Annotated in this window: 24 protein-coding genes; 14 read left to right on the forward strand and 10 right to left on the reverse strand. The window is 61.4% G+C overall.

Annotated elements, in window-relative coordinates:
- The first annotated feature begins 212 nt into the window (after window positions 1-212).
- The 3 genes from A4R35_RS15320 (at window position 213) to A4R35_RS15335 (ending at window position 4,300) form a co-directional block, all read left to right on the forward strand.
- Window positions 213-2,312 (forward strand): MFS transporter, encoded by a 2,100-nt coding sequence (locus tag A4R35_RS15320; RefSeq protein ID WP_189361866.1) that lies wholly within the window; start codon window positions 213-215, stop codon window positions 2,310-2,312.
- Between the two features lie 338 nt (window positions 2,313-2,650).
- Window positions 2,651-3,727: an MBL fold metallo-hydrolase gene (locus A4R35_RS15325; protein WP_189361868.1), complete on the forward strand. Its 1,077-nt coding sequence runs from the start codon at window positions 2,651-2,653 to the stop codon at window positions 3,725-3,727.
- Between the two features lie 258 nt (window positions 3,728-3,985).
- Window positions 3,986-4,300 carry an HU family DNA-binding protein gene (locus A4R35_RS15335; RefSeq protein WP_112430834.1) on the forward strand — a complete coding sequence of 105 codons (315 nt, stop codon included), beginning with the start codon at window positions 3,986-3,988 and terminating at the stop codon, window positions 4,298-4,300.
- A gap of 335 nt (window positions 4,301-4,635) precedes the next feature.
- On the opposite strand, the gene A4R35_RS15340 is transcribed toward A4R35_RS15335, so the two are convergent.
- The 3 genes from A4R35_RS15340 to A4R35_RS15350 form a co-directional block, all read right to left on the reverse strand.
- Window positions 4,636-6,120 (reverse strand): hypothetical protein, encoded by a 1,485-nt coding sequence (locus tag A4R35_RS15340; protein ID WP_112430836.1) that lies wholly within the window; start codon window positions 6,118-6,120, stop codon window positions 4,636-4,638.
- Window positions 6,120-6,587 carry a cupin domain-containing protein gene (locus A4R35_RS15345; RefSeq protein WP_112430838.1) on the reverse strand — a complete coding sequence of 156 codons (468 nt, stop codon included), beginning with the start codon at window positions 6,585-6,587 and terminating at the stop codon, window positions 6,120-6,122. The genes A4R35_RS15340 and A4R35_RS15345 overlap by 1 nt, the downstream gene beginning before the upstream one ends.
- 81 nt (window positions 6,588-6,668) lie before the next feature.
- Window positions 6,669-6,911 carry a DUF2249 domain-containing protein gene (locus A4R35_RS15350; RefSeq protein WP_112430840.1) on the reverse strand — a complete coding sequence of 81 codons (243 nt, stop codon included), beginning with the start codon at window positions 6,909-6,911 and terminating at the stop codon, window positions 6,669-6,671.
- A 392-nt stretch (window positions 6,912-7,303) separates the two neighbouring features.
- Between A4R35_RS15350 and A4R35_RS15355 the strand changes: the two genes are divergently transcribed.
- Window positions 7,304-7,636, forward strand: coding sequence for a metal-sulfur cluster assembly factor (locus A4R35_RS15355; RefSeq protein WP_223258353.1), 333 nt, complete (start codon window positions 7,304-7,306; stop codon window positions 7,634-7,636).
- Window positions 7,637-7,682: 46 nt separating this feature from the next.
- On the opposite strand, the gene A4R35_RS15360 is transcribed toward A4R35_RS15355, so the two are convergent.
- Together A4R35_RS15360 and A4R35_RS15365 are read right to left on the reverse strand one after the other, a co-directional pair.
- Window positions 7,683-9,041 carry a hypothetical protein gene (locus A4R35_RS15360; protein ID WP_112430842.1) on the reverse strand — a complete coding sequence of 453 codons (1,359 nt, stop codon included), beginning with the start codon at window positions 9,039-9,041 and terminating at the stop codon, window positions 7,683-7,685.
- Window positions 9,042-9,066: 25 nt separating this feature from the next.
- Window positions 9,067-9,348: a DUF2249 domain-containing protein gene (locus tag A4R35_RS15365; RefSeq protein WP_223258354.1), complete on the reverse strand. Its 282-nt coding sequence runs from the start codon at window positions 9,346-9,348 to the stop codon at window positions 9,067-9,069.
- Window positions 9,349-9,527: 179 nt separating this feature from the next.
- Here A4R35_RS15365 and A4R35_RS15370 point away from each other — a divergent pair, with 179 nt between their 5' ends.
- Window positions 9,528-10,220, forward strand: coding sequence for a Crp/Fnr family transcriptional regulator (locus tag A4R35_RS15370; RefSeq protein WP_112430846.1), 693 nt, complete (start codon window positions 9,528-9,530; stop codon window positions 10,218-10,220).
- 268 nt (window positions 10,221-10,488) lie between these two features.
- Window positions 10,489-11,043, forward strand: coding sequence for an O-acetyl-ADP-ribose deacetylase (locus A4R35_RS15375; RefSeq protein ID WP_112430848.1), 555 nt, complete (start codon window positions 10,489-10,491; stop codon window positions 11,041-11,043).
- Window positions 11,044-11,050: 7 nt separating this feature from the next.
- On the opposite strand, the gene A4R35_RS15380 is transcribed toward A4R35_RS15375, so the two are convergent.
- On the reverse strand, window positions 11,051-11,602 hold the full coding sequence (locus A4R35_RS15380) for a hypothetical protein (RefSeq protein ID WP_146747232.1): 552 nt from the start codon (window positions 11,600-11,602) through the stop codon (window positions 11,051-11,053).
- A 390-nt stretch (window positions 11,603-11,992) separates the two neighbouring features.
- Here A4R35_RS15380 and A4R35_RS15385 point away from each other — a divergent pair, with 390 nt between their 5' ends.
- Together A4R35_RS15385 and A4R35_RS15390 are read left to right on the forward strand one after the other, a co-directional pair.
- The gene (locus A4R35_RS15385) at window positions 11,993-12,391 is read left to right on the forward strand and encodes a hypothetical protein (protein ID WP_112430852.1); all 399 of its coding nucleotides are present in this window, start codon (window positions 11,993-11,995) and stop codon (window positions 12,389-12,391) included.
- An 89-nt stretch (window positions 12,392-12,480) separates the two neighbouring features.
- The gene (locus A4R35_RS15390) at window positions 12,481-13,830 is read left to right on the forward strand and encodes a metallophosphoesterase family protein (RefSeq protein WP_189361870.1); all 1,350 of its coding nucleotides are present in this window, start codon (window positions 12,481-12,483) and stop codon (window positions 13,828-13,830) included.
- Between the two features lie 103 nt (window positions 13,831-13,933).
- Here A4R35_RS15390 and A4R35_RS15395 read toward each other — a convergent pair whose 3' ends face one another.
- The gene (locus A4R35_RS15395) at window positions 13,934-15,130 is read right to left on the reverse strand and encodes a M20 metallopeptidase family protein (RefSeq protein ID WP_112430855.1); all 1,197 of its coding nucleotides are present in this window, start codon (window positions 15,128-15,130) and stop codon (window positions 13,934-13,936) included.
- A 74-nt stretch (window positions 15,131-15,204) separates the two neighbouring features.
- Window positions 15,205-16,377 carry a redox-regulated ATPase YchF gene (ychF, locus tag A4R35_RS15400; RefSeq protein WP_189361872.1) on the reverse strand — a complete coding sequence of 391 codons (1,173 nt, stop codon included), beginning with the start codon at window positions 16,375-16,377 and terminating at the stop codon, window positions 15,205-15,207.
- Window positions 16,378-16,496: 119 nt separating this feature from the next.
- On the opposite strand from ychF, the gene A4R35_RS15405 reads away from it, so the two are divergent.
- Window positions 16,497-16,733 (forward strand): FmdB family zinc ribbon protein, encoded by a 237-nt coding sequence (locus A4R35_RS15405; RefSeq protein ID WP_112430857.1) that lies wholly within the window; start codon window positions 16,497-16,499, stop codon window positions 16,731-16,733.
- Window positions 16,705-17,289, forward strand: a complete 585-nt coding sequence (locus A4R35_RS15410; protein ID WP_112430859.1) for a hypothetical protein — start codon at window positions 16,705-16,707, stop codon at window positions 17,287-17,289. The genes A4R35_RS15405 and A4R35_RS15410 overlap by 29 nt, the downstream gene beginning before the upstream one ends.
- A gap of 1,363 nt (window positions 17,290-18,652) precedes the next feature.
- On the opposite strand, the gene rho is transcribed toward A4R35_RS15410, so the two are convergent.
- Window positions 18,653-19,912: a transcription termination factor Rho gene (rho, locus tag A4R35_RS15420; RefSeq protein WP_112430863.1), complete on the reverse strand. Its 1,260-nt coding sequence runs from the start codon at window positions 19,910-19,912 to the stop codon at window positions 18,653-18,655.
- 685 nt (window positions 19,913-20,597) lie between these two features.
- Window positions 20,598-21,107 carry a hypothetical protein gene (locus A4R35_RS15425; protein WP_112430865.1) on the reverse strand — a complete coding sequence of 170 codons (510 nt, stop codon included), beginning with the start codon at window positions 21,105-21,107 and terminating at the stop codon, window positions 20,598-20,600.
- Between the two features lie 330 nt (window positions 21,108-21,437).
- Here A4R35_RS15425 and A4R35_RS15430 point away from each other — a divergent pair, with 330 nt between their 5' ends.
- The 4 genes from A4R35_RS15430 (at window position 21,438) to A4R35_RS15445 (ending at window position 25,527) form a co-directional block, all read left to right on the forward strand.
- Window positions 21,438-21,887 carry an FtsB family cell division protein gene (locus tag A4R35_RS15430; RefSeq protein ID WP_189361874.1) on the forward strand — a complete coding sequence of 150 codons (450 nt, stop codon included), beginning with the start codon at window positions 21,438-21,440 and terminating at the stop codon, window positions 21,885-21,887.
- 548 nt (window positions 21,888-22,435) lie between these two features.
- Complete coding sequence (locus A4R35_RS15435) at window positions 22,436-23,209, forward strand: gamma-glutamyl-gamma-aminobutyrate hydrolase family protein (protein WP_112430869.1); 774 nt, start codon at window positions 22,436-22,438, stop codon at window positions 23,207-23,209.
- A gap of 348 nt (window positions 23,210-23,557) precedes the next feature.
- Window positions 23,558-24,856 (forward strand): GAF domain-containing sensor histidine kinase, encoded by a 1,299-nt coding sequence (locus A4R35_RS15440; RefSeq protein WP_189361876.1) that lies wholly within the window; start codon window positions 23,558-23,560, stop codon window positions 24,854-24,856.
- On the forward strand, window positions 24,853-25,527 hold the full coding sequence (locus tag A4R35_RS15445; RefSeq protein WP_112430873.1) for a response regulator: 675 nt from the start codon (window positions 24,853-24,855) through the stop codon (window positions 25,525-25,527). Before A4R35_RS15440 ends, A4R35_RS15445 begins: the two co-directional genes overlap by 4 nt.
- The last annotated feature ends 78 nt before the right edge of the window (window positions 25,528-25,605 follow it).

The following is a 25,605-nucleotide window of genomic DNA, read 5'->3' on the forward strand; positions in this document are numbered from 1 at the left end:
AGCTTGTGAGGTGGCGAGATGGCGATTAGCGGTCACTGCCAGGTCCTGACTGCCGTCGATCAGTGGCTTGAGAGTATTGTCTTGTCTTCAACCTGGTAGGCATGGGAGCGGTTGGTTCCCTGCTGAACGCAGGCAGGCGGCCAGGTAGTATAATAAAAGCACGAACCGCTCTCCTCGCAGCGGTGCAGCAGGACATAAAGGCGGTCTTCTGTATGGATGCACGTATCTCTCAGCATCATCTGACAGTTCGTGAGCAACTGGTCCTCAGCTTCCTCTGGCTCGGACTCAACATCCAATCAGCCGCCCTCTTGCCGATTGTGATCCCGACGCAGATTCTCCTGTTTGTGGCTCCGGGCCAGGTTGGCAACGCTGAGCAGGCTACCTTTCTGGGCTGGCTGTCAGCGATGGGGGCTTTTTTTTCGTTGATCGTGCCGCCCATTGTGGGCCTGCTTTCTGATCACACCAGCAGTTCCTTTGGCAGACGGCGGCCCTATATCGTGGTCGGCGGAGTGTTGACGCTGGTGAGCGCCCTCCTGTTAGCGGGCGCCATAAACGTAGCCCTGTTGGTGGTTGGGCTGGCACTCTTCCAGTTCGCCAGCAACGTTGTCTGGGCGGCCTATCAGGGCTTACTGCCCGACCTGGTGCCAGAGGATCAGCGCGGCGAGGCTTCTGGCTACATGGGCCTGATGACCATTCTGGGCAATGTCGGCAGCCTGGGTCTGGCGGCCTGGCTCCTCGGAGGGGTGAGTCTGGGATCGCTCGGCGCTCCTCTGATTGTACGAGGAGCGCTGATTTATTACGTGATAACCGATCTGGTTATGCTGCTTGGCATTCTGGTGACTGCCTTTGGGGTGCATGAGATGTCCTATCATCCGGCGGCCCAGGCCAAAAGCCGACTTCGCTCCTGGGAGGAGCTGCGCCGCTGGCTGGTCGACAACTGGATCGCACCCTGGCGCAGCTCCAATTTTACCATTGTCTTCTTGACGCGCTTCTGCGTCATGATGGGCCTGTACTTATTCATGACCTTCATCGAGTACTACTTTGCCAATGTGGCGCATGTCTCCAATTTTGTTCAACAGACGGCTGCTGTGGCCACGCTGGCTCTGGTCGGTGCCTTGCTCAGTACGCTGGGTCTGGGTATGCTCTCGGATCGCTTTCGCCGGGCGCCGCTCGTTTGCCTGGCGACATTGGTAATGGGGCTGCCGGCCCTGGCCTTCGTGGTGGCGCCAGCAGCGCTGCCGCTCTGGCCGTTGGGCCTGCTCTTTGGTCTCGGCTACGGTGCCTATACCAGCGTTGACTGGGCCCTGGCGATCGATGCCCTGCCTTCGCTAGAGGTGGCCGCCAAGGATCTGGGTCTATGGGGCGCCTCATCGAACCTGCCTCTGACGCTGGCCCCCTTGCTTGGTAGCCTGGTCATCAGTATGGCCGCTGGTCAGGATCAGACAGCCCTGGGCTATCGCCTGGTCTTCGCTCTGGCCGCTCTCTTTCTCCTGCTCGGGGCAATCCTGGTGCTGCGTGTGCGCGAGCAGCGCCAGCAGCGTCTCTTCCCGGAGCCGCCGGGTGGGGGGGCTGAGGAGCGGGTCCCTGGCGGAGACGAGAGCATGCTGATGGCGTCGACTCCGGCTCTATCCACGGCTGCCATCTCAGCGGGGACGCATCCCACCCGGCAGGGTCAGCGGCGGCGGCAGCGTGTCAATCCTCTCTGGTCGCTGGCGCGTGAGACGCACGCTGGCGAGGCGCGGGGGATCATGCGCTTCTGGACCTTTTGGGAGAAGTTGTCGCTCGCTGTGCTGAGGATTCAGCCAGTGCCTGCTGCCCCCTATGGTCTGTTTCAGGCCCGTCTCACGCGCTATCATGGTCGGCGCCCTCTTGTTCTGCCCGATGGAACGCGCATCGACCACGGCGATCGGCTGATGGAGCTACACTTTGCCAATCGTCGCCTGCGCGATGTCGCTCTGCGGAGTTCTCCCTGGGAGCTGCTGCGCATGATGCGCGCCGATCTGTGCGCCCTGGCTGCCTGGTTGCAGACGCCGGCCTGTGCGGAGGTACGCGCGGTCTATGGTGTGACTCTCTTAGGCCAGGCAGCCCCTCGCCTGGGCTTCAGCTTGCGAGAGAGACCGCGTAATCTGTGGAGCCGGGCTGATCGCATTTTTATGACCGGCCTGTTGCTGCTCTATCATCCGCAGGGGCGAGCCCGTCTCGCACGCGGCACTACCTATGGCCGCTATCCCCAGGAGGTCTGGATGTCGCGCTCCGAACTGCTACACCTCTACGGCAGCTCTGATGGAGCAGCGCCGAGCACGCGCATCTAGCGAGCAAGGCCTGGACGTGCGCTCTTGCTGGCAAGACGCCTCTGGCTTTCGGTTGACACAACCGTAAGGCGGCGCCTACAATCACAAATAAGGCCACCGGCGTGAGCAATGGCCCGCCAGGCGGACTGGCGCTCCGGCGAGCCTCTGATCCTGACCAGCCGGTGGGCACTCTCTCATGGAGATTGAGCGTTTCTGTCTCTGTTTGTCCCTCTATTCAAGTCTCCGGTCGTGGGGCAGAGGGCCAGAAGAAGCAGGGGAGGGTTGTATAGGACAGGCGAGGGTGTGAAGCTGCTAGCGATCTGCCCGGCTGGAGAGAGTAGCGAGTGAAGGTGACTCTCTTGAGTGACGATAAGAAGAACCGTGCCACGGCTGATGAGCGCCCCAGGCATCCCGCCGAGCTGACGCCGGGAGCCCAGGAGGTTGTGAGTGGCGTCTGGAAGATCACTGTGCCCATTCCTTTTCCTCTGCGCACGGTCAACGTCTATGCCCTGGTGGGCCGTGATGGCTGGGCCCTGGTCGATGCAGCGATGGGAACGCCCGAGGCCCGTGCCGTCCTGACTGAGGGGCTGGAGCGTGCCGGCTTGCAGCTACGGGAGTTGCGGGCTTTAGTGCTCTCGCACCATCATCCCGACCATGTTGGCCTGTCGGCAGAATTGCAGGAGCAGAGCGGCGCCACGGTCTATATGCATCCCATCGATGCCGCCATTATGCAGGCGATGTGGCGGGATGGCCAGAGCGATCGTAGTGGTCATCAGCGCTCCTTCGCTCTGGCGAATCAGTTTTTCAGGCCGCATGGAATGCCGCCGCTGGAACCGACAGTCAGCTCACAGCTGCCACCGGAGGTGATGAACTTTGTCATTCGCGTCCCGCCGGCGGAGGCTATTACCCACGTCGAAGATGGAGCTGAGATTACCCTGGTTGGGGAGCGCTACCGCGTCATCTGGACGCCCGGTCATTCGGACGGCCATATTGTGCTCTTCCGCGAGCGCGATGGTCTCTTGCTGGCCGCCGACCATGTACTGCCACGCATCACGCCCAATATCGGCCTCTATTCGGAGTACAATCGGGCCAATCCACTGGGGGACTACATTCAGTCGCTGGAGAAGGTGCGTCATCTCCCGGCGAGCCTGGTACTTCCGGGTCATGGCGAGCCATTCCGCCATCTGGCACGCCGCGTGCGCGAGCTGATCAGGCATCACGCTCAGCGCGAACTGGAGATTTTGTCGCTGCTCGGTCGGCGTCCCCAGCACGCCTATCAGCTCGCCGAGCAGGTTTTTGGCTCCCGCCTCAAGAACGACGAGTCGCGTCGGATGGCAGTGGCCGAGATCCTCTCTCACTTAGAGCACCTGCGTCTTGGGGGATATGTCAGGCAGGAGCGTACAGATGATGGCTTGATTCTGTACGCTGCTGTTTAAAAATTTTGGCTATGGTAGAGCTGTCAACCCGCCTGGGGAGCCAATTTTTTACTTGTTCGCTCGCTATGAATTGGCTTCCCAGGCTGATTCAGCTTCACAACCTAGCTCTGAAGCTTGACGAGCCGCTTGTATTTCGGAAAAGTGCGTGCTATATTCTATTTGGCAGTGAGGTTGTCATGCCGCTTGACTGGCCCGGCGTCTTCGGGGCCGAGACCGGGAGCGGCCTTGCATCGACAGTTGTGTTGTAAGGAGGTCTCCATGGCAACAGCGAAGAAGAAGGAAGTTGCGACGATTGGCCGTCAGGAATTGGCCAAGCGCATCGCTCAGAAGGCCGATATCTCTCAGAAGCAGGCGGGTATCATTCTGGAAACGACGCTGGACGTGATTCGCGACGCTCTCAAGTCCGGCGATGAGGTCCGCCTGGTTGGCTTCGGCTCCTTTAAGGTACGCAAGAGTGCGCCGCGCAAGGGGGTCAATCCGCGCGATGGCAAGACCATTCAGGTGCCTGCAAAGAACCGCGTGCGCTTCTCCGCCGGTAAGGAGCTGAACGAAGCTGTACAGAGCAAGAAATAGCTGTAGTCGCTCGTAGTGCGTCTCTTCTCCTCACTGCCACTGGGTCCCTAGCCCCTGGCACGCCCTCGCTGGAGCGGGGAGAGGGGTGAGCGAGAGCGCCTATCGCCCCAATCGACCTTGCTCCTCCTCGTGCAGGCCACGGGGCTGCTGTTTACTCACTTGACTGATTGATCGCTCGTTTGCTCTCGGCCCTGCCTTTCTCCGCTGTGTGCCGGGCCTCCCCTTCCATCCCCTTTGCTTAACTCAGGCTTAGGCCCTGACTCGCTCTCTGCTCCGCTGGTTCATCTTGCTCTCTCTGTCCCTGTTTCCCTTTACCGTCGCCAGACGAGCGCTGTTCAACTCTTCCCTCCCCTGCTGCGCAGGGCTGGCCAGAGATTGCAGGCCAGGCAGACGACTGTAGCCAGTCCTGATGGACCCGACAGGGCAAAGAGCAGGCTCAAGAGCAGGGAGCTGCCGGACCAGAGGCTCCCCAGCGGTGAGGCCAGGAGCAGGGGGAAAACACGCAGGGCGGTGGCCAGGTTGCCGAGCCAGAGAGTGGCCGCCACCAGCCGGGGCGAGGTGATCGTGCCGCCGGAGAAACCCGGGATCATACGCGGAGCGATGCCGCAGATGAGCAGGGTGATGAAGCCCATTGCCAGGCCGTGGCGCGGCACATCAAGACTGAAGGGGAGCGGGCTGCCCCAAAGCAGGATGAGACCTGCGCTGATCAGCAGGAGAGCCGAGAAGAAGGCCCAGAGATAGGCGCTGGCAATCAGGGCAACAAAGGGGCCGTAAGCCTGGCTTTGCCGGGCGGTGTGACGGCGATAGGAGTGTGCCAGGGCTTCTGGTGAGGGAGAAAGGGCTGCGACGTGGGCCGGTAGCCGTCCGCGTCGGCGCATCATGTTGATAAAGATAGTGACAAAGCCGGCGATGACGCCGCCCAGCAGTAGCAGGCCAGGCCCTTCAAGGAAACGAAGCGGCCAGGCGGTCGAAGCGGCAGTCACCTCGGCTCCCTTGGCGAGGCTCAGGCCCAGACAGAAGAGGAGCAGGCCAAGCCCATAGCCGCCGGCCAGCGGCCAGAGAATAGGTCGCGGAAATGCTTCCAACCCGGCGTACATGGGAAGCGACTGAGCAGAGACGGCCAGGGCAAAGGAGATGAGGAAGCCGAAGAGGCCGAGGCTGACGTTAAGGTCGTCGCCAGGCTGGGGCGCAAGGCCGCTCTGGGTAGCCGCCTGCAGCATATTGACCAGATTCAGGATGGCCGCCACCGCCAGGGCGAGCGCGGCCAGGCTGATAAAGGGAGCGATCCCTGAAAAGGCTTTACGCGTGCTCAAAGCCGGACCATGCCGCAAGAGGAGGAGATATTCAGCAGCGGCCAGCAACAAAGCCAGTCCCTCGCTGCCGCCGCTCACCACAAGCGCCAGCCTCCAGAGGAGAGGGACAGGACCGGTCAGGGTAAGCAGCGGCTGGGCCAGAGCGCGCAGGAGCAGGCCACCAGTCTGCAGACCGAGAATCCAGGGCACCAGCCGCGGTAGCGGGAGGGCCGTGCCGCGCAGACGTGGCAGGAAGTGGAAGGAGACGCCGATGACAAAGAGCGCCGCCCAGCCATAGAGCTGGAGATGGCCATGCGCCTGCACCAGGGCGCTCCACCAGGTCGCAAGGGCGAGGTGCAGGGCCTGGGTCACCGTGAGTACGGCAGCCAGCAAGAACCCGCCGCCGCTGCCGATGAGGAGGGAGGCGCGCAACACCGGAGAGACAAGCTTAAACGGCTCTTGCGGTCGCTCGCGCTCTCTGCCCGCATTGGCGGCACTCGCCGAAGAGGTAGCCTCTGCCGCGGACATCAGCCCTCACCTCCTCCTGGCCTGCGCTGCGGCTCGCTGGCAAGCTCCTCGGCAGCGGGTGCGACGGCCTTGGCTATCATGCCTTCTGTGCTGGCCGCGATCAGGGTGATCAGGAAGAGGCTATCCTGTAGCGCTTCAACGCTGTGAGCCACGCGCGGCTCCAGATGGAGCAGTGTTCCCGCTCGCATACTGATGCGCTCGTGCTCCAGCTTGAATATGAGATGTCCGCTGATGACCTGAATAAAGGCTTGATAGCTCGTGCGGTGCTCGTCTAGCTGCTGCCCCTCCTGCAGGGCGAGCAGCAGCAGGCGCGCCGTGGTGCTTTCCCAGAGCACTCGCACCGCTGGTCCCTCGCGGCGGAAAGTTGCTGAGGAGGCCAGATCGAAGACCCTGAAATGACTGGCGGCCTCTGGCTCCTCGGCGGCATGACTTGACGGGCTGGTGTTGGTCTGCTCCTGCTGCTCCATACTGTCTGGATGCCTCCTTCTCTTGCTTAGGCTATCCTCCCGGTGATCGTCTCTGCTGTCAATCGGTAATTCAGAGGGAGATCAGCCAGCACGCTTGACAATGCGAATGATCCACTCCTCTGGCCCCTGTTGCTCCGGTATCCAGTCGAAAGCCTCTGGATATTCCGCCATCAATTGATAGCGCAAAGGGGCGGGATCGTGGTCGTTGATCAGGCGCAGTGCGCTGCCTGGTTGGAGCGCCTCCAGGCGGTTGAAGATGAGCGGATGACGCTCACGGGGTATGATCGTACGCACGTCGAGCGTTTCACTAACGTTGTTACTCATGCTTGAACTTCTTCCTCCTGATGTATCTACAAAAAGGCGACGATCGCTCTGGCTAGCACGAGCCAGGGACGGAGTTGCTCGTCCTTGGGAGACAGAAGGCCAGCTGTCCTGCCGGGAGCATCTGGACTGTGGGACTATGCCCCCTGGCCGAACAGGCTACCCTCTCTCTTCTGCCTCTAAGTATGGCAGCCTGGCCACGCAAATACCGTGACTTTTGTCGCAGCTTAGCTGCCCTCCTGCACGCTATACTTGCCCGTGAGGTGACGGTGAGCCACTGCTTGCTGCTCTGCCCCCTTTCCTGGGCGGGCCTCGTCCCGTGTGGGAGAGGAGGCGGAGCAGTGCCTCTCTGTAGACGCTCTCTCTGCTGCAAGAGCTGAGCACGAAAGGGGCTGATGGCAACGATGCTTGATGAGAGGACAATTGAACGGGTCAAGCGGGAGATTTACGACGCTCTGCGCAGCGTGGATGATCCCGAGCTGGGGGTCAATCTTGTCGATCTCGGTTTGATCTACGGCATTCAGTTGACGCCGGACGGCTTTGTGACGATCCGCATGACGCTCACCACGCCCGGCTGTCCCATGCATGAGTCGCTGGCGGACGGTGTTGGGGCGGCGCTGGCCCATATTCCTGAGCTGATGGGCGGCGAGATTGAACTGGTCTGGGAACCGCGCTGGACACCCGAGCGCCTGACCCCCGAAGGAAGACGCCTGCTGGGGCTGGCCTGACCGGTTGAGGCACCAGGCTGCTTCCAACAGGCGTGCCTGTCGAGGGCTAGCTGAGCAACGTGCTCAGCTTCCATTCCAGGTGGCGCACCACGCCGAGTACGTTGGCGGCTGCTCCTACCAGGCTCGCCCCGATCAGGACCGCGCCCAGGCGCAGCAGGCCATCCCAGACGAGGAACACAGCGGGCAACAACAATACCAGTCCCCCGTTGAGCAGCCAGAAGCTAGCCCAGGCCAGGCGCTCGTGGATCAGCTCGCGCATCAGCGGCACCTTCTGATGGCCGACCAGCGGTCCATAGCGACTGTGCCAGACGAGAAAGGGAACGATCTTGTAGAGATAGCCGACTATGCTCTGCCCGCTCCAGCCGACGAGCAGGCAGAACACGAGGGCCACAGGCCAGGCTGGCAATGCGCTCCCGATCGCGATCAGGATAGGCAGGGCTGTTGCTGCAGCTAGCAGCCAGATGAGGGCTGCACTACTGTGATACTGGGTCACGTCCAGCGGTCGCCTCCGCCGCCGGCGCAGCATGAGCCAGTAATCCCAGCCAAAGAGCCAGACGCTGAGTGTGAGCAGCATCGCCCCCGCTAGTAGCAGCCAGCTTGCCTGCCCCAGCAGGCCGAGGGCCAGCCCAATGATCCCCAGATTCAGCAATCCCAGCACGACCCAGCCCAAACGATCATTGTGATCGTGCACCAGCGCGAAGAGACGCACCAGCGTGTAGGAGACGCCTACCAGCATATTCGTCAGCCAGCCGGCCACACCCAGAGTCACGTGAATCGGCAGGACCAGCAGCGCCCCCAGACCTAGAAAGCCGTAGATGAAATTGAGCGCTGCTGTCAGGCCGAGCGCAACGACCAGGCCAAGATAGAGCAAGGCGGCGAAGAGATAGAAGACCGTCAGCGGGCGCTTGCTAGCCTGGAGCAAGGTTGTTGCCAGGATGGCCACATAGCAGAGCACTGCCACGATGACCAGTGAACCCCCGAGCACAAGCAGCCCGGGAAGAAAGAACCAGAAGCCGCCCAGCAATACCAACACCCCGGCCAAGTAGAGAGGGTAGACCACTGGAGTCAGAGCTTTGATATGCAGGGGCGTGACGGCAATCACCGGCGTGAGCTGCTGCGAGGCTCCCAGGATGGTCATCGTCAGCCAGCCGAGCGTCATCGTGTGGACAAGGGCCAGGACGTGGGGCAGACCGCGGTTGATGAGAGCCTCGGGCAGTACGAATGGTGACAAAAGGCCGGCCAGAGCAGCCAGACAGATACCTGTAACCAGAAAGGGCAGGGGTATGCCGAGCGGCACACCGCGCCGCCCCATCATCCCGGACAATCCACCGGCCTGCTGGTCGGTAATCCTGAAGGCGCGCGGGCGGTCGTCTGCTCCAGGGGGTCCGCCGGCCATTGGCATCATCGTTATCACCTGCCTTGCTACGTGCTTATTGTCCTGTGGGGATCTCCTGGCGCGTGAAGCGGACCACCCATTCATTGGGAGCCAGACAGAGCGTCTCGTGGCTGAAGCCGCGTCCGCCGAGCACGCCGTAGAGCGGTACTGGCTCAAAAGGGGCCACAATCACCAGCGTTTCACCTCTCTTCAGCGGCGTAGCCGCCTCCATGATCCGCACAAAAGGTTCATCGCCGCGTTCCAGATCAGGGCGCACGTCCAGCAGGGCCGTCGCCTGCTCGCGCCAGATCCGGGCCTCTTCCTGGTCCAGGTCCATAAGCCTCCTTTCCAGCCCGGTAAGATTGCCGGGCATCTTCCATTTACTTGCTTCGTCAATCGGCGCTACAATTCTGTAGTGTACAGCTCAGGATAGGCTGTCACCGTAACTTTTGTCGCATCTGGCAAACACGGCACTGAGTTGGCTTTCTTTGGCTGGCAGCGAATGGTGAGGAGAAGATGACAATCGATATTGAGGCGGTACGCCGCATACCAATGTTCGCCGCCTTGGGGAGCGAGGACCTGAAGCGCGTGGCCACGGTCACCAGGGAGCGGCGCTACGAACGCGGTGAGTTGATCATCATGGAAGGAGATCGCGGCGGCGCGCTGTATTATGTGCAGAGCGGGCTGGTTAAGGTTTTCAAGCTCTCGCCCGAAGGCAAAGAGCAGGTCTTGCGCCTGATCAGCGCTGGTTCTACCTTCAACGACGTGCCAGCACTGGATGGCGGCCCCAATCCCGCGAGTGTAGCCGCCCTGGAACCGAGTACCGTCTATAGCATTAGCCGCGAAGAGCTACGTCGACTGATCAGCGAGCGGCCTGCGGTGGCAGAGGGGGTAATCGCCGCCCTGGCGCTGGCTCTACGCCACCTGGTGGGCCTGGTTGAAGACCTCTCGTTCCGCCACGTCACGGCGCGAGTAGCGCGCATCCTCTTGGAACAAGAGCAGGCCCTGGCTGAGGGCCGTCAGGTCCGCCGCCTGACCCAGCAGGAGATGGCCGCCATCGCGGGCACGGCACGCGAGGTCGTTGGGCGCGCCCTCAGAGAGCTGGAGGCTGCCGGGGCGATCTCCGTTCGGCAGGGGCGTGTACACATTCTCAACCAGGAGCGCCTGCAGCTCCTGGCCGGCGGCCCTGGATTGATGCCAGCCTTGTAAGCTCCTCGACTCGCTGGCGAAGAGAGAAGCGCAGGCAGTCAACCCTTCCGGGCCGCTTCATTAAGTGCTCCAGCTCCCTGGCCGGACCACTGTGCCAGTGCTTGTCAAGACTGGCTGGCATCCGCCACAATGGATAAGGGAGGCCAGGCCCGGCGACACGATGCAGAGTTGGAGCGTGCTCCTCTCCTGGCAAGACAGGGCTGGCCTGTTACCAGATCTGATCGACCAAACTCTCGTCCACTGGCAGCACCAGAGAAGGGGTGACCGCATGCTAGAGCAACGTGAAACGCGGACCATCAACGGGGTGACGCTCGCCCTGATGCAGGGCAACATTGTCGAGGTAGAGGCGGATGCCATTGTGAACGCCGCCAACTCAGCCCTGGCTGGAGGCGGAGGAGTTGATGGAGCCATCCATCGCGCCGGCGGCCCGCAGATCATGGAAGAATGCCGCAAGATTGGCGGCTGTCCTACCGGCAGCGCCGTGGTCACGACGGCAGGGCGACTGCGCGCTAAATACGTCTTTCACGCCGTTGGCCCCATCTATGGCGTTGATCGCGATGCTCCGCGTCTGCTGGCCAGCGCTTATCAACGCTGTCTCGATCTGGCTGAGCAATACGGCCTGCAGAGCATTGCCTTCCCCTCGCTCAGCACTGGCGCCTATGGCTATCCGCTGGACGAGGCTGCACCCATTGCCCTGCGTACAATCATTGCTCACGTACAGAAGCCGACCTCGCTCAAGCGCGTCATGCTGGTGCTCTATGGAGAAGAGGCTTATAGAGCCTATGCCCGGGCCCTTGCTGCGCTGCTGCCCGCTCAGCAGTGAAGCGGCTTCAGCTCTCTGCGCTCGTCGCTGAGGCTGAGCGCGTGGGCAGGAGAATATCGCCCTCAGCGCCGCAGCCGACAACGCGATAGCGACCGCGTTCCATTGTCACCGCGCGACAGCTATAGCTGGCCGCTGGACGTGGGGGCGAGGGAGCGATAAAAATGGCTGTAGCGTCGCTGAGCAGGCAGTGCCCCTGCTGGAGCTCAAGGCGAAAATGATGGATGAAGCCGCTGTCGACCTCGATGCGGGTATAGTCCAGCCGGGCCGGCTGGCAGTGAAGGAAAGCCTGGAGCAAACAGGCCTCTGCGGGAAGCGGGTTCTCGCCACGCGGACTGCTGCCCTGAGAGCCGACGCCGTGAATGCTGCCGCAATTGAGAGACTGTGGTGACTGGGGAGTCGCAACGGCAGAAGTGGCCGGCCTGCCCGGCTGGTTCTGGTGCGGCCCATTGCTGGCGGTCCCAGCGGTAGCCTGGGCCGTGCTGGTGCAGGCAGCGAGCAGCAGCAGCATCATGGCCCAGCCCAGACGGCGGAGCCTGGTCAACCAGGCTCTGGCTGGCAAAGATCTCTTGTTTGGGCAGTGGATGCTCACCATCCTCCATCGCCTCCTTGGCTACCCTATCTACATACATACAAAGGCACCCTTGGGGGAGGTCCCCCCATCTTTTCCCAGTCGCTCTTCGGCAGGGAGGGACAAGATCCCTGCTAACAAAGAGACGCACGCGCTGCTCAGAAGTTCCCATCATTGACTCAGACTCAGCTTCGCTCTTGTTTTTCCCGGGCCAGACGCGCTATAGTTAGGGCGAGTTGAGTCTCCCCGTCCACTTTGCACTATCACAACAAGAAGCTTATTGAAAGGATGCAACCACTGGTGGCTTCGTCAGGCTGGCCGGCCCGGCCCCCGGCGCCGCAGAGCCTGGTGTGGTGACCCAACGGTTGCGCTAGGCATACAATGGCACAGGTTTTCATCACACTCCACTATTGGAACCAGTTTCTGGTCCTGGCGACAGGCGCGATCACAACCATCTGGGGCTTCGTCCTCTTCTTCACCAAGAGGACCGAGACCCTCAATCCGGCCTGGCGCATTGCCCTGATTGTGACGGGCTGCGTCGCGGCCCTGCAGGGCCTGCTCGGAATCATCATGGTCATCATGGGGCTGCGTCCTGGAACCGGCACGGGCCTCTACTGGCTCCATTATGTCTACGGAGCCATTGTCGTCTTCATCCTACCTGTGGCCCTCACCTATAGCTCCAGCGGCAAAAACGTCCGGCGCGATGTGCTCATCTTCAGCATTGCCACCCTCGTGCTCGTCGCGGCGGCCATTCGAGCCATGATGACCGGGCCTGCCTGATCTGGCCTGAAGCTGCGGTTCTTCAGGACCACCTGGTGAGGGGCAACGGCATAGAAAACGAGCAAGCAGACTGGGGAGGAGTCATCAGCGTGCGAGCATCTTTCATTCATGTCGCCGATATTCATCTGGGATACGAGCAATACGGCGTCGGCGAGCGCTTCAACGACTTTGCCCGAGCTTTTTGGGAGATCATGGACGAGGCGGTTCGGCGTCAGGTTGATTTTGTCGTGATTGCGGGCGACCTCTTCAATAAGCGCTCCATCGATGCCCGCACCCTGCTCCAGGCCATCGAGGGGCTGCGGCGTCTGCGCGAGCGCAAGATACCGGTGATTGCTGTCGAAGGCAATCACGACCGCAGCTACTACCGCGATGGCGTCTCCTGGCTGCAATTCCTCTGCCATCAAGGCTATTTAACCCTGCTGGCGCCGCAGATGCGTGGAGGCGCGCCGGTCATCGCTCCCTGGAGCAGGCAAACCATGCTTGGCTCGCATGTCGATCTGCTAGAGGGACAGCTGCGGGTCTACGGTTTGCCCTGGCAGGGCTCTGCGACCCTGCGCTGTTTGGAAGGGCTGGCCGAAGCCCTGGCTGCCGAGCATGCCCACGAAGAGGCTGCTGGCCCTGAATATCGCCTGCTCGTAATGCACACTGGCATCGAAGGAGTAGTACCACGTCTACAGGGACTGCCCTCGCTGAGCCACTTTCAGCGCCTGCGCCCCTACATTGATTATGTGGCCCTGGGGCACATCCACAAGCCCTACGAATTTGAAAGCTGGATCTATAACCCCGGCTCACCTGAGACCTGGAGCGCCGAAGAGGCTCAGTGGCAGGAACGAGGCTACTACTTTGTCGAAATCGACACTGGCAAGGCCCAGCCAGGCGGGACAGCAGAGCGCCCCTGCTATCATCGGGCCACTCATCTGGTCAACAGCCGCCGCCCCTTTGTCCGCTATGACCTGCGCGTCGACGGCCTGCCGACCCCCGAAGCCATCTACGCCCGGCTCGCCGAGTTCTGTCAGCGCGAAGGGCCGCGTTACGCAGGGGCTGACCAGTGCCAGCGCCCCGTCGTGCAGGTCCAGCTTGTGGGAACCCTGGCTTTTGACGCCGATGCCCTCGATCTTCAGCGCCTGGAGGAACTGCTGCGCTCCGCTTTTCAGCCCCTGCATGCCCGTGTCGAGAACAACACCAGCGACCGAGACTATCTACTCGACGGCGAAGGACTGGACGGGCGCGATCGCTCCACCTGGCATGAACTGGAGCGGCGCATCTTCGCCGAGCTACTCGGACACGATAGCCGTTATCTACCGGCGAAAGAAGCCTGGGGGCAGGTACTGGCCGAGCTGAAGGAGCGAGCTTTGCAGAAAGAGGACCCCGCCGTTCTGGCGCACTACTTACGGGAGAAGCGTGCAGAGCTGCTGAGCGGCGGCGAGCCAGCTCGCTAGCCTGCTCGGCTCGACCAGCGCTCGGCTCTCTGCACGCTACCAGGTGCCGAAAGCGCTACGTTGAGTATTGGTGATGCTCCCGAGAGCGACTCACCTCGAGGTGTCAGGGATGCAGATAGTCGAGCGCGGCCCGCGTCAGTACCTCCACAGCCACCGGCAGGGCCTCCTCATCGATATTGAAGCGCGGATGATGGTGAGGGTAGACAGCACCCTTAGCCTCATTGCGGGCTCCCACAATAAAGTAGCAGCCGGGCACAGCATGCAGAAAATAGGCCATATCATCGCTGCCGGTCGTCATCACGCGCTCGTCGCTATCGACGCGCTCCGGTCCGGCGGCAGCCTCCGCCGCACGGAGCACCACCTCGGTCATAGCCGGATCATTGACACAGGCCAGGCAGCCATCGGCGACCTCGACCTCGCAGGTCGCTCGATGAGCGGCGGCAATGCTCTGCGCCATCTCGCGCAGGCGGGCAATGATGCGCTGGCGATATCCCTCGTCGAAGGTACGCAGTGTCCCCTGTAGCACCACCTCCTCGGGAATGATATTGAAAGCCGAACCAGCGTGAACACTGGCAATGGTCAAGACCGCCCGCTCAAAGGGCGAGGTCTCACGGCTGATCAAGGTCTGGAGCGCCAGAATAATCTGAGCGGCGGTCACCACCGGATCGATTGCTCCCTCGGGCATGGCGGCATGACCGCCCTTGCCCTTGATGTGCAGCTCCAGGCGGTCGGCGGCGGCGAAAATCGGGCCGCTACGCACTCCCACGCGTCCGACCGGGTGGCCGCTAAAGAGGTGCAGGCCAATCACCCCGTCCACGCCCTGCATGACCCCGGCCTGCACCATTGGCGCCGCCCCTCCGATCACCTCCTCTGCCGGTTGAAAGACAAACTTGACCGCCCCCTTCAGTTGATCGCGGTGCCGGCTCAAGAGCGTCGCCACCGCCAGCGCAATCGAGACATGGCCATCGTGGCCACAGGCGTGCATCTTGCCATCGACCGTTGAGCGATAGTCGACCTCGTTCAATTCATGAATAGGCAGCGCATCCATATCGGCGCGGATCGCCAGCGTGCGACCGCCCTCACCGGCGGTCCCGCGTAGCAGGCCGACCACACCGGTCTGAGCGATACCCGTCTGCACCTCCAAACCGAGCGCGCGCAGGCGCCCTGCCACGATCTCGGCAGTGCGCACCTCCTCAAAAGCCAGCTCAGGATGCTGGTGCAGATCGCGCCGCAGGGCCACGATATCCGGCACCATCTCATCGATTTCCGATTTCAAAGTATCTTGCTCAGCAAAAGCCATACTCTTCCTCCAGGCAGAAGAACTGACAGGGCCTGCGAGCGGTGGGGCAGAGCCGGGTCAGGCCAGCGCTCACTTCAGCGCCCCACATTGAAGCGGAAGTGAGCGATATCGCCGTCCTGTATCACATAATCCTTGCCTTCGAGCCGCTGCAGGCCCTTACGAGCCGCTGCGGCGAAAGAGCCACCGCAGGCCATAAAGTCATCGAAGTGGGTGATCTCGGCGCGAATAAAGCCGCGCTCGATGTCCGAATGAATCTTGCCAGCGGCCTCGGGGGCCTTCGCACCTTTCGTCACTGTCCAGGCGCGTACCTCATCCTCGCCGACCGTCAGGAACGTAATCAAATTCAGCAAGCGATAGCCGACCTGGATCACGCGCTCCGCTCCCAGCTTTGGCAGGCCGAGCGAAGCCAGATACTCGGCGGCCTCCTCGGGCGCCAGCTCGCTCAGCTCCGCCTCCAGGCGGGCGGAGACCGCCACCGTCTCGGCCTCCTCAGAGCGTGCCCGCAGCGCCACCGCCGCCACACCGCGCAGCTCGCCGGCCAGGCTTTCCACTGCTGGCTCAGCCCCCTGGTGGATCTGCTCCAACAAGGTCGCGGCCTCGGCGAGCACATCCTCGCTCACGTTCAGCACATACATGCGCGGCTTCATCGTCAACAGGAACAACTCTTTGACAAGAGCCTCTTCCTGCGCATTCAGCTCCAGACGGCGCACCGGTATCCCGTTGCTCAGCGCCTCCTGCAAGCGAGCCAGCAGATCCAGCTCTTGCTGATATTTCTTCTCACCTGATTTGGCCGCCTTGGCCGTGCGCTCGCTGCGGCGCTCGACAGTCGCCAGATCGGTCAGGGCCAGCTCGTTATCGAGCTGCTCCAGATCGCGCAGCGGATCGATGCTTCCGAGCGGGTGAGGCACATTTTCATTAGCAAAGGTGCGCAGCACAATGGCCAGTGCGTCGGCATTGCGGATATGTCCCAGAAACTCGGCGCTCAGACCTCCCTTACGGGCCTCCTCATCCTGCTGACCCATACCGGCCACATCCACAAACTCCACCGTGGCATAGGTTACCTTCTTGGGCTTAAAAATCTCTGCCAGCGGCTTCAACCGCGGATCGGGCACCTGAACCACAGCCGTATTGGCCTGCACCGTCCTGGTCGCGTAGCCACTAATAGGCGCCTGGGCGCCCGTCAGAGCATTAAAAAGCGACGTCTTGCCACTCTGAGGCAGACCGACGATGCCTATTCTCAGAGCCATAGCGAACAAACCCCTCCTGACCAGCTATTCTTGACGCTTATTCAACCCTCCCTTACAATTAGGAGTGGCATTCTTGATTGCTCCTCTCTCTTTGTGCAACAACGCGGAGGTCGCTTCTCATGCCATTGTACGAATATCGCTGCAGTGATTGCAAATCCCAGTTCGAACTCCTGGTCAGCCATGAGCAGGCCGACGACGTGGCCTGTGCCCAGTGCGGGAGCGAGAACGTCAGGCGTCTGCTCTCGGTTTTCGCCACGCAGCGCGTCGGGGCGGCATCGGCTGTAGGCCTGGAAGAGTTCTCCGGCGGCGCTGGCGGGAGCTGCAGCTGTGGTGGTGGGAGCTGTGGCTGCCACTGACACCTCTTCTCCAACTCAGCAGAGGCCGCAGAAGAAGGAGTCGCGTCTCTTCTTCAAGACCAGCTATCGACGCGGCATCATCGAAGCGATAGTGATCTACACGCTTGGACGCCTGGGGGCCTTGATCAGCCCGCAGGTCTTCCCTGGCTGGTTGTTTGTGCTGCTGCCCCTCCTCTTTCTCTTCCTGCAGTACCTGGGTGGCCCTATCTGGGCAACCTATCGCATCCAGTCGACCAGGCGTGAGCGCATGAGCCGGCGTTTCTGGCTGCTTGGGCCGCTCCTGGCAGGCCTCTGTTTCCTGATCGACCTGGTGATCTCGCTCACGCTCGGGTTGGCCGTCAACGCTCTTGGAGGAGTGCAGCAAGGTCCAGCTCTCTGGCGCTTCTTCGCCAGCGGTGAGGCGCATCTCACCCTGAGTGAGTTCGGCCTCTATGAACTGCGCACCGCTGTCGCCCTGCTGGCGCTCTACACCGTCGCCGTGGTCTGCTCGCGCCTGGCTCAAGGCGGCTTCCTGCGCTTCACTATGCCGGCGGGCGGTCGACGGGTAACCCTCTAGCGGCCCCTCTGTCGCCCATCCATTCCCGTGCGCCGGGCGAGAGCAGAAGCAGAGCAGGATCGGCAGCCAGGCACAGGAAACTATTGGCAAGCGCTGGAAACAGGTGCCCTCGCCGCTTGACCAGAGGAGAAGCCTCGGTCTCTCTCACGGCAGCCAAACGAGGGGATAAAAAAAGAGCGCTGCGCGGGAAAAGCAGCCCGCCGCGCTTTTTTTCTGCCACGGTCAGCCCCCTGTTCACAGGAGAGATACAACCACCCCTTGCTTGATCCTGGCCTGGCACGCGCTGGCTGGTCGTAGTCTGCAATTGCAGGCCGGAGAGCCAGGTGCCCCTGGTAGCGTTGCCACAGAGATGGCGCTACCGCCCGCGAACAGCCCGGTGCGCTGCTCTCCCGAAGGAGCGGAGCCCTGGCGCTTGGGGGACCAGGAGGCGGTGGTTCCCTGTCACCATCAACCAGCAAAAGCATAGGCAAAGAAAGCAAGCAGAAACAGCGACCTCGAACAAGATGACCATCTTCTGAAGAGGGAGGCCTCCTACTGGCCCACTGCCTGGAGCAAGCCAGGCTGATCTTGGGTTGAGCTGACCGAGCCGGACTGGCGCGTAGCAGCCGCGAACAGCCGGCGCGGCGACGAACCCGCCTGAGTAAGCGAGGCCAGCCTCCTCTCTGGGGCATCACGAGCATCGTCCTCGGCGGCTCAATCGGCAACCAGCGGCGCCCTGATGCTGCGGTACAGACCGCGGGCAACCTGGGAGTGCCGCCTTACTGGCCTGATTCTTAGTTGCGCTCCCTTAGTTGCGAAGCCGGAGCCACCTGTCAGCGGACGAGCGGAAGGAGCACCTGGCCTGTTTCACGTCTTCTTCTCCTTTTAGGAGCCGCCTCTGCGCTCACGTTCGTTGCTCGTTCTGCTACCTCCCGCTTGCTGGCGAGCGGGCTGGCGGAGAGCAAGAGGCAATGGGTGGGAGGCGGCCCTGGTCGAAGGCCAGGTCGAGAGCCGAGAGAAGACCCCACCCCGTGATAGGAGCGCCTGCGAGGGGCTGCGACTACCAGCCGAAGCCTGCCTGCCGGGGTCGAACCTGTCGAGCGGCCTCGCTTCGTCGCGGGCGAAGGAAAAGGAGTGGAGAAAAGAGACCGAGCGGGCGGCCCAGTCAGAACAGAAGGGACACTGTTGAGGGGGCCAGGAGCCAAGCCGTGCGACGATGCGACAGCGCCACAGTGCCCACAGTGCCCACACTGCCCACACTGCCACAGCGCAACGCCGTAGCGACGCTAACGAAGCGGACAGGCGAACGAAAGCCGACGAGGCTGAAGTGACCAGCCGGCAGAGAGAAGCAGGAACGTGAATGCCAATCTCTGATCGAGCTTCTCTACAAGATACTCTTATTCAGCGTAGCCAGGAACTCCATATTATTCTGCGTCTTAGCCATATGCTGTAGCAGAGCCTCCATCGCCTCCAGACCGCGCTGCTCGGCCAACGTTGAGAACATTCTGCGCATCAGCACGACGGCGCGCAGCGTCTTCTCATCGAGCAGGAGATCCTCGCGGCGCGTGCCGGAGAGGCTGATATCGATGGCTGGGAAGACCCGTCGCTCAGCCAGTTTACGATTGAGGATCAGCTCCATGTTACCGGTGCCTTTGAACTCCTCATAGATCACATCGTCCATGCGGCTACCGGTATCGATCAGAGCCGTAGCGATAATTGTCAGGCTACCACCCTCCTCGACCTTACGAGCGGCGCCGAAGAAGCGCTTGGGCGGGAAAAGGGCGCTGGGATCAAGTCCGCCAGTGAGCGTACGGCCACTGGGCTGAACAGCCAGGTTATAGGCGCGGCTGAGGCGAGTGATGCTATCGAGCAAGACCACCACATCGCGCCCGCCCTCGACCAGGCGTTTGGCGCGCTCCAGCACCATTTCGGCCACGCGGGTATGGGCCTCAGTTGGCTCATCGAAGGTCGAGCTGATCACCTCGGCCTTTACCGAGCGCTTCATATCCGTTACCTCTTCAGGGCGCTCACCGATGAGGGCCACCATCAGATGGACATCGTCGTACTTCTCGGTGATCGAGTTGGCGATGGCCTTCAGGAGCATCGTTTTGCCGGCTTTGGGAGGAGAGACGATCAGACCACGCTGACCGCGACCGATGGGGGCGACCAGGTTGATGAGGCGACCGGCGATGTTCGTTGGACCGGTTTCCAGATCGAACATCTCGCGGGGGAAGATGGGCGTCAGGTTATCGAAGTGGGGACGCCGTTTCGCATCTTCCGGGTTCATGCCATTGATCGCCTCCACGCGCAGCAGGCCGTAGTACTTCTCGTTATCCTTCGGCGGGCGCACCTGACCGGTCACCATATCGCCGGTGCGCAGGCCGAAGCGGCGGATCTGCGACTGGGAAACATAGACGTCCATGTTTCCCGGCAAGAAGCGCTCCTGGCGCAGGAAGCCGAAGCCATCCTCCACAATTTCGAGCACGCCGGCGCTAAAGATGTTGCCCTGCTGCTCGGTATGCTGCTGAAGAAGCCGGAAAATGAGGTCTTGTTTTTTGAGGGTTGTGTAGCCGGAAAGTTCGAGGTCGCGAGCGATCTCGCGCAACTCTGCGATCGTTTTGGTCTCTAGCTCAGCGATGTTCACGTTGCGTTGGGCGAATTATGTCCTTTTGGGAAAGAACACGCCCCCTCTCCTTTCTGGTTGAACCTAGATTTCATAAAGGCTGCTGGTGGGAACAGGTACATAACAGGCTTCCGTCTCTGAAACCCGTGAACAGGTGGTGACCGTACGCTTGCTGTGCTGAAGTAATGCTTGTTTGGTTTGGTTGCAGGACCCGGAAACGGATCGACGACCCGGGAGGTTCTGGTCCGGGGAGTCAGCTTCACTATACCACAGGCGCAAAGCAATGTCAACTGCCCTAACCCTGGTTTTTGCCCACTGCAGTCCGCTTCTGCCCCTCTTTGCCCGCCTGGCTGGCTGGTCTGGTGCCTGCCTCTCCTGGCTGGGGGCAGACCAGAGGCGGAATCAGAGCGGAGCGGCGGACGGGCCTGCCTGCACGTAAGTCAGTGAGAGCTGCGACTGAAGCGGACAAAGCGAGGCGCGCCCGTTCGTTGACTGGCTGACTGGCTGGCTCACTGGCGAGCGCGTGCATCGACGCGTGAGCTGAGCAAGCAAGCGAGCAAACAAAGGAAGCCAACAGATAGGAACGATTAACCTCCCAGGAAGGCAAGCGCCTCGCGGATCAGAGCGATCCGGCTCGCTTCACATGCCCTTGATCGATCGATTACTTGATCGGAGTCGGCGGCGGGGCAGCCAGGCCCGCTGAGGCTTAGCGCCGTTGAGGCCTGCCCCGGGCCTCTATCCAACCGGATTGCTGGGCCATATCATAAAACGCAAACCACTGGTTGTCAATCCACTCATCGCAGAGGCGGCGCGCTTCGTGCAGGCCGCGCCGATCCAATTCATCGTTGACCACATTATAAGCATGTGGATGGCGATAGCGGCGTGGCAGGGGCGAACCAAAACCGTGGGCATAGTGAGCCAGCTCGTGGGCGATGGTAATGAGCAAGACCTGCTCTGGGACAAGCTCATGCTGTAAGAGGAGATTGATGCCAATAAAGGTGATACCGCTCTCTTCCGAGAGGCGGATTAGCCCCAGGCGGCGCTTCCAGGGCTGGCAATAGGCGATCTGCACTTCATTGACGCGCGGAATATCGGCAAAGTAGGTCTGCCAGATGTAGTCCAGGCAAGGAGACAGATCGCGCTGCGGCGAGACTTCGGCAAGCGAGCGAGCGCGGGCGGGGGCCTGATCTCCAGGGGCTAGCGCAGATAGCAGCATGGCCGCTGATCCTCCTCGACGATATGATTCTGCTTGTGTGTCCAGTATAGCAGGGTACTCCCAATGGCCGGGCCGGCCTGTCTGACCCGCTCACCTCAATGTTTGCTTGCGCCTGCCTCCTGATTCTTCCTCCTGCGGGGCGCGTGAGCGTAAGATCATGTATTATTTCTACATAGCATACCTTCTGGCCCGAGCATCGTCAGCAGTTTTTTGCCAGAGAGCATCACTGCAGATGCGTCTCGTTATGAGGCAATAAGCAACTTTCCAGGCATCCGTCCGGAAAGAAGGTAGGCAATCATGCAGTACACACCAAGGAGAAGAAGACGACTAATGCCCCGACAAGATGGCAGCGGTTCCAGTGTGACAGCGGCGGTTGGCTTCGGCGGGGGAAGTGGAGCCAGCCGGGCGCGACGAAACGTGCTCTTCACGCGTGGCCTGATCTGGGTCACCGCCCTGATCAGTCTCTCGCTCCTGCTCGGCTCGATCGCCCAGGCCTGGTCGAATAGTCGCTTGCTGGAGCAGGAGGCCGCCGCCCGCGCTCAGTATGAGCAGACGCTGGCTCGCCATGATCAGCTGCAGAAGTTGGTCGACTACTACAAGGACCCCTTCGTCATTGAAAGCGAGGCGCGCCAGAGCCTGGGATATGTGCGGCCCGGCGAGCATCGCGTGGTGATTGTCAGTCCTCCGTCCAGCCAGCCACCAACCAGGCCACGTCCGGCGCCACCCGCTTCCAGCGGCGGCTTCTGGTCCCAGTGGTGGGCGATCCTCTTCGGCAGTTAGTGGTGAGGCGTGCTCAGCGCTCAACCTCGCTCTGCTGTCCCCGAGCTGAGTCCAGCAAAAGCTTGGCTCAGGCGAGGCGGGCATCTGGTAGCCCGGACTGCCTCTGCGGCCCAGGCTGCCAGATGCCATAGCCCGATAGCATAGAAGTAATAGTGCGACGCAACAGGCTTGACGTCTTGCCTATAATAAGAATAGACTATCTTCAGTAACAAGCCGACAACATTGTTAGTCTTTTGAGGTAGACAACGTGAAACGTGCCATCGCTGACGACCACGTGAGCGTCTCCTACCCGCAGTGTCCGCGTTCTCTAGCTTTTGCTTCGCGGACTTTTTGCGCATTTATGAGCCTTATGGAGATGCTTATGCTTATTAGCGGGCTTCAGCGTGTAACGCTGGAGCTTCGTCAGCTTGGTTGCGCAGCGATGCGTTTCGTTGTGTAGTATCTGGCATCTCCTCTGAAGCGGAACGCATCACAAGCGTTCCGCTTCTTCTGTTTTTATAGCGCTCATTATTCATACGCGAAATCTTATATGAAAGGCTGTTAAGACCATGCGTCCTTTGATCGGCATTCCGTGCCATCCGGCTTATCGGCATGGCTCTCAACGCCCGATCTACGGCAATAACCGGGCATATGTTCATGCCATTGAGGATGCCGGGGGCGTTCCTGTGCTTATCCCGCTTGTTCATGATCTCTCCACTCTGGAGGCGCTGCTGGCTCACCTCGACGGCTTGCTCCTGCCCGGGGGACAGGATATTCAGCCTCGTCGCTATGGCGAGGAGCCGCATCCGCGCCTCGGCGACACTGATCCCTCCCTCGATGAGTTTGAGCTGACGCTGGCCCATTGGGCGCTGCAGGAGGAGAAGCCGATTTTGGGCATTTGTCGCGGGATGCAATTGCTCAATGTGGCTCTAGGAGGGACGCTCTATCAGGATTTAGAGAGCCAATATGCAGGCAGTCTGCGTCATATGAATCAGGATCGGCCCCGCAGCCAGGTGGTCCATCGGGTACTCATCGAGCCGGGTACTTGCCTGGCGGCCATCACGGGTGAGCGAGAGTTTTGGGCCAATAGCATTCACCATCAGGCGGTCAAGGAGCCTGGCAAGGGAGTGCAGGTCGCTGCGCGTGCTGAGGATGGGGTGGTAGAGGCGATTGAGGTGCCAACCAGGCGCTTCGTCGTGGCCTTGCAGTGCCATCCCGAGGAGATCTATCGTCAGGTTCCGGCCTGTGCGCGTGTTTTCTCGGCTTTCATCCAGGCTTGTGGTCTTCGCGAAGCAGTGCCTCAGCCTCAGCGCGCCCTGTCCTTACCGGTCGGGGCGGCTTGAATCAGGGCCGCGTGACTCCAGACACCTTTCCCTGGCAACCCCGGCGCCGGCCTGCTGTTGCGGCCCCTTTTCCCTACCCCTGGAAGAGGAGCGCGTGGCAACGGGCCGGCGTGCCTTTTGCTTGCAGGCGTGCACGCGCCCGTGCGCCTTCTCTCTCGGCTGCTCAGCTCAATCTGCCCGCGCTGAAGCGGTGTGATATACTAAAAAAGAGCCTCTGGTCCTCAGTGATTTATTTATACTTGTCTGTGGATGGAGGGGCCAGGCACGCCGCCGTACAGCGGCAGGCCCACGCTGCTCGCGACTGGACCGGGCGGTGGTCTGTACTGCATCAGCCGGTCAAGTGAAAGCATGATGGATTCTGAACGATACCACACTTCAGCCAATGGAGATCTTGCCGCAGCGGATGAGGGCCAGGAAGAGGCTGCCTCTTTGCTTGGCAGTAACCGCGAGCTGGCGATCCTCTACACCATTGCTGGCCAGCTCAATCGCAAAGTGGACGTGCGTGAGGCTTTGCAGGAGGTCTTGAGTCAGGTCACTCGTCTGCTGGGCCTCAAGACAGGTTGGGTCTGGCTGCTTGACAGGGAGGGGAGGCCGTTTCTTGCCGCTGCGCAGTCCTTGCCCCCTTACCTGGCTGACCACCCCGAGCGGATGACCGGGCGCTGCCTCTGTCTGGATACCTTTCTAGGCGGCAATCTGGCCAGCGCGGCCAATATCAATGTGCTGCGCTGCAGTCGCTTGCGCAACGCTGAGCGCGAGGGCGATCCCTCTTCCTGGGGCCTGCGCTTCCATGCCAGCGTCCCGATCCATGTTGGAGAGGTGCCGCTGGGGGTGCTGAATGTGGCCAGCGAGGACTGGCGCGAGCTGCATTCGTCAGAGCTGCAATTATTGCATATTATCGGCGATCAGATTGGTCTGGCTATTCAGCGTGCACGCCTCTCTGCCGAGCATACGCGCGCCGCGGCCCGCCTGGCCACTATCGAGGAGCGTAACCGCCTGGCGCGGGAGATTCACGATACGCTGGCTCAGGGCCTGGCAGCAATCGCTTTGCAGTTAGAGACCGCCGATGCTTTGCTCCCGACGCAGCCCGAACGGGCCCAGGTGGCCATTCGCCGCGCCCTGGCTCTGGCGCGCAGCAATCTGGAGGAGGCGCGTCGCTCGGTAATGGATCTGCGGGCCGCCCCGCTGCAGGATCATACCCTGCCCGAGGCTCTCGCTCTGTTGGTCAAGCGCTTGCAGGCCGAGAGCGAGGCCCGGCTGCAGTATCGCTATGAGCCGCCATCGGGACCAGGCGAGGAGCCTGGCCGCTTCCCTCCGCTCTCACCTCATTGCGAGGCCGGCCTCTATCGCATCGCTCAGGAGGCTCTCTCCAACGCGCTGAGACATGCCGCTGCCGAGCAGATTACGCTCACTCTGGCGGTGCGTGATAAGATGATTATGCTCCAGGTACAGGATGATGGGTGCGGCTTTGATCCCGACCGCGCCCGCGAGTATACGCGCGAGGGTCATTTCGGTCTGACTGGCATGAGCGAGCGGGCTCGCTTACTCGGCGCCCAGATCTCCATTGAAAGCCTGCCGGGCGCTGGCACCTCCATTAGCGTCTATCTCCCCTACCAAGGGCAGGAGCAAGAAAGGTCCCCCTGGCTATGACGATTCGCATCTTGCTTGCTGATGACCATCCGATTGTGCGCGAGGGCTTGCGGGCTGTGCTGGAGACGCAGCCGGATCTAACTGTGGTGGCCGAAGCCGCCAACGGTGAAGAGACAATCGCCCAGGCCCGTGAAACGCACCCGGACATCGTCCTGCTTGATCTTGAAATGCCGGTATTGGACGGCGTCGAGGCTATTCGCCACTTGCTTGAGTTGGAACCGAAGCCGCGAGTGATCGTCTTTACGGCTTTCGATAATGATGAGCGGATTCTGCACGCCGTGCGGGCCGGGGCCAGAGGCTATCTGCTCAAAGGGGCGCCGCGCGAAGAGATTTTCCAGGCCATTCGCGTGGCAATGGAGGGCGGCTCTCTCCTGCAGCCAGTGGTCGCCTCAAAATTGCTGCGTCAGATTGGCCAGCAGGGCGGTGGATCGCAGACAGCTTCCTATCCCTACGAGCCACTGACCGAACGTGAGTTGGAGGTCTTGCGCTTGCTGGCCCAGGGCATGCCCAACAAAGAGATCGCCGCCCGCCTCGTTATTAGCGAACGCACCGCCAAGTTTCACGTCAGTTCGATTATGAACAAACTGGGGGCCACCAATCGCACCGAGGCGGTGGCCCTGGCCGCTCAGCGTGGCCTGATCACCCTGCAGGGTGATCCCTCCTGGCGCTAACCTGAGCGAGGGAGCGAGCGAGCCAGCCAGCCAGCCATACCGACTGGTTGAGGATGGCGGTCGAGGCCCGCTCTGCTC

The sequence above is a fragment of the Thermogemmatispora tikiterensis genome (assembly GCF_003268475.1).
Classification (GTDB): domain Bacteria; phylum Chloroflexota; class Ktedonobacteria; order Ktedonobacterales; family Ktedonobacteraceae; genus Thermogemmatispora; species Thermogemmatispora tikiterensis.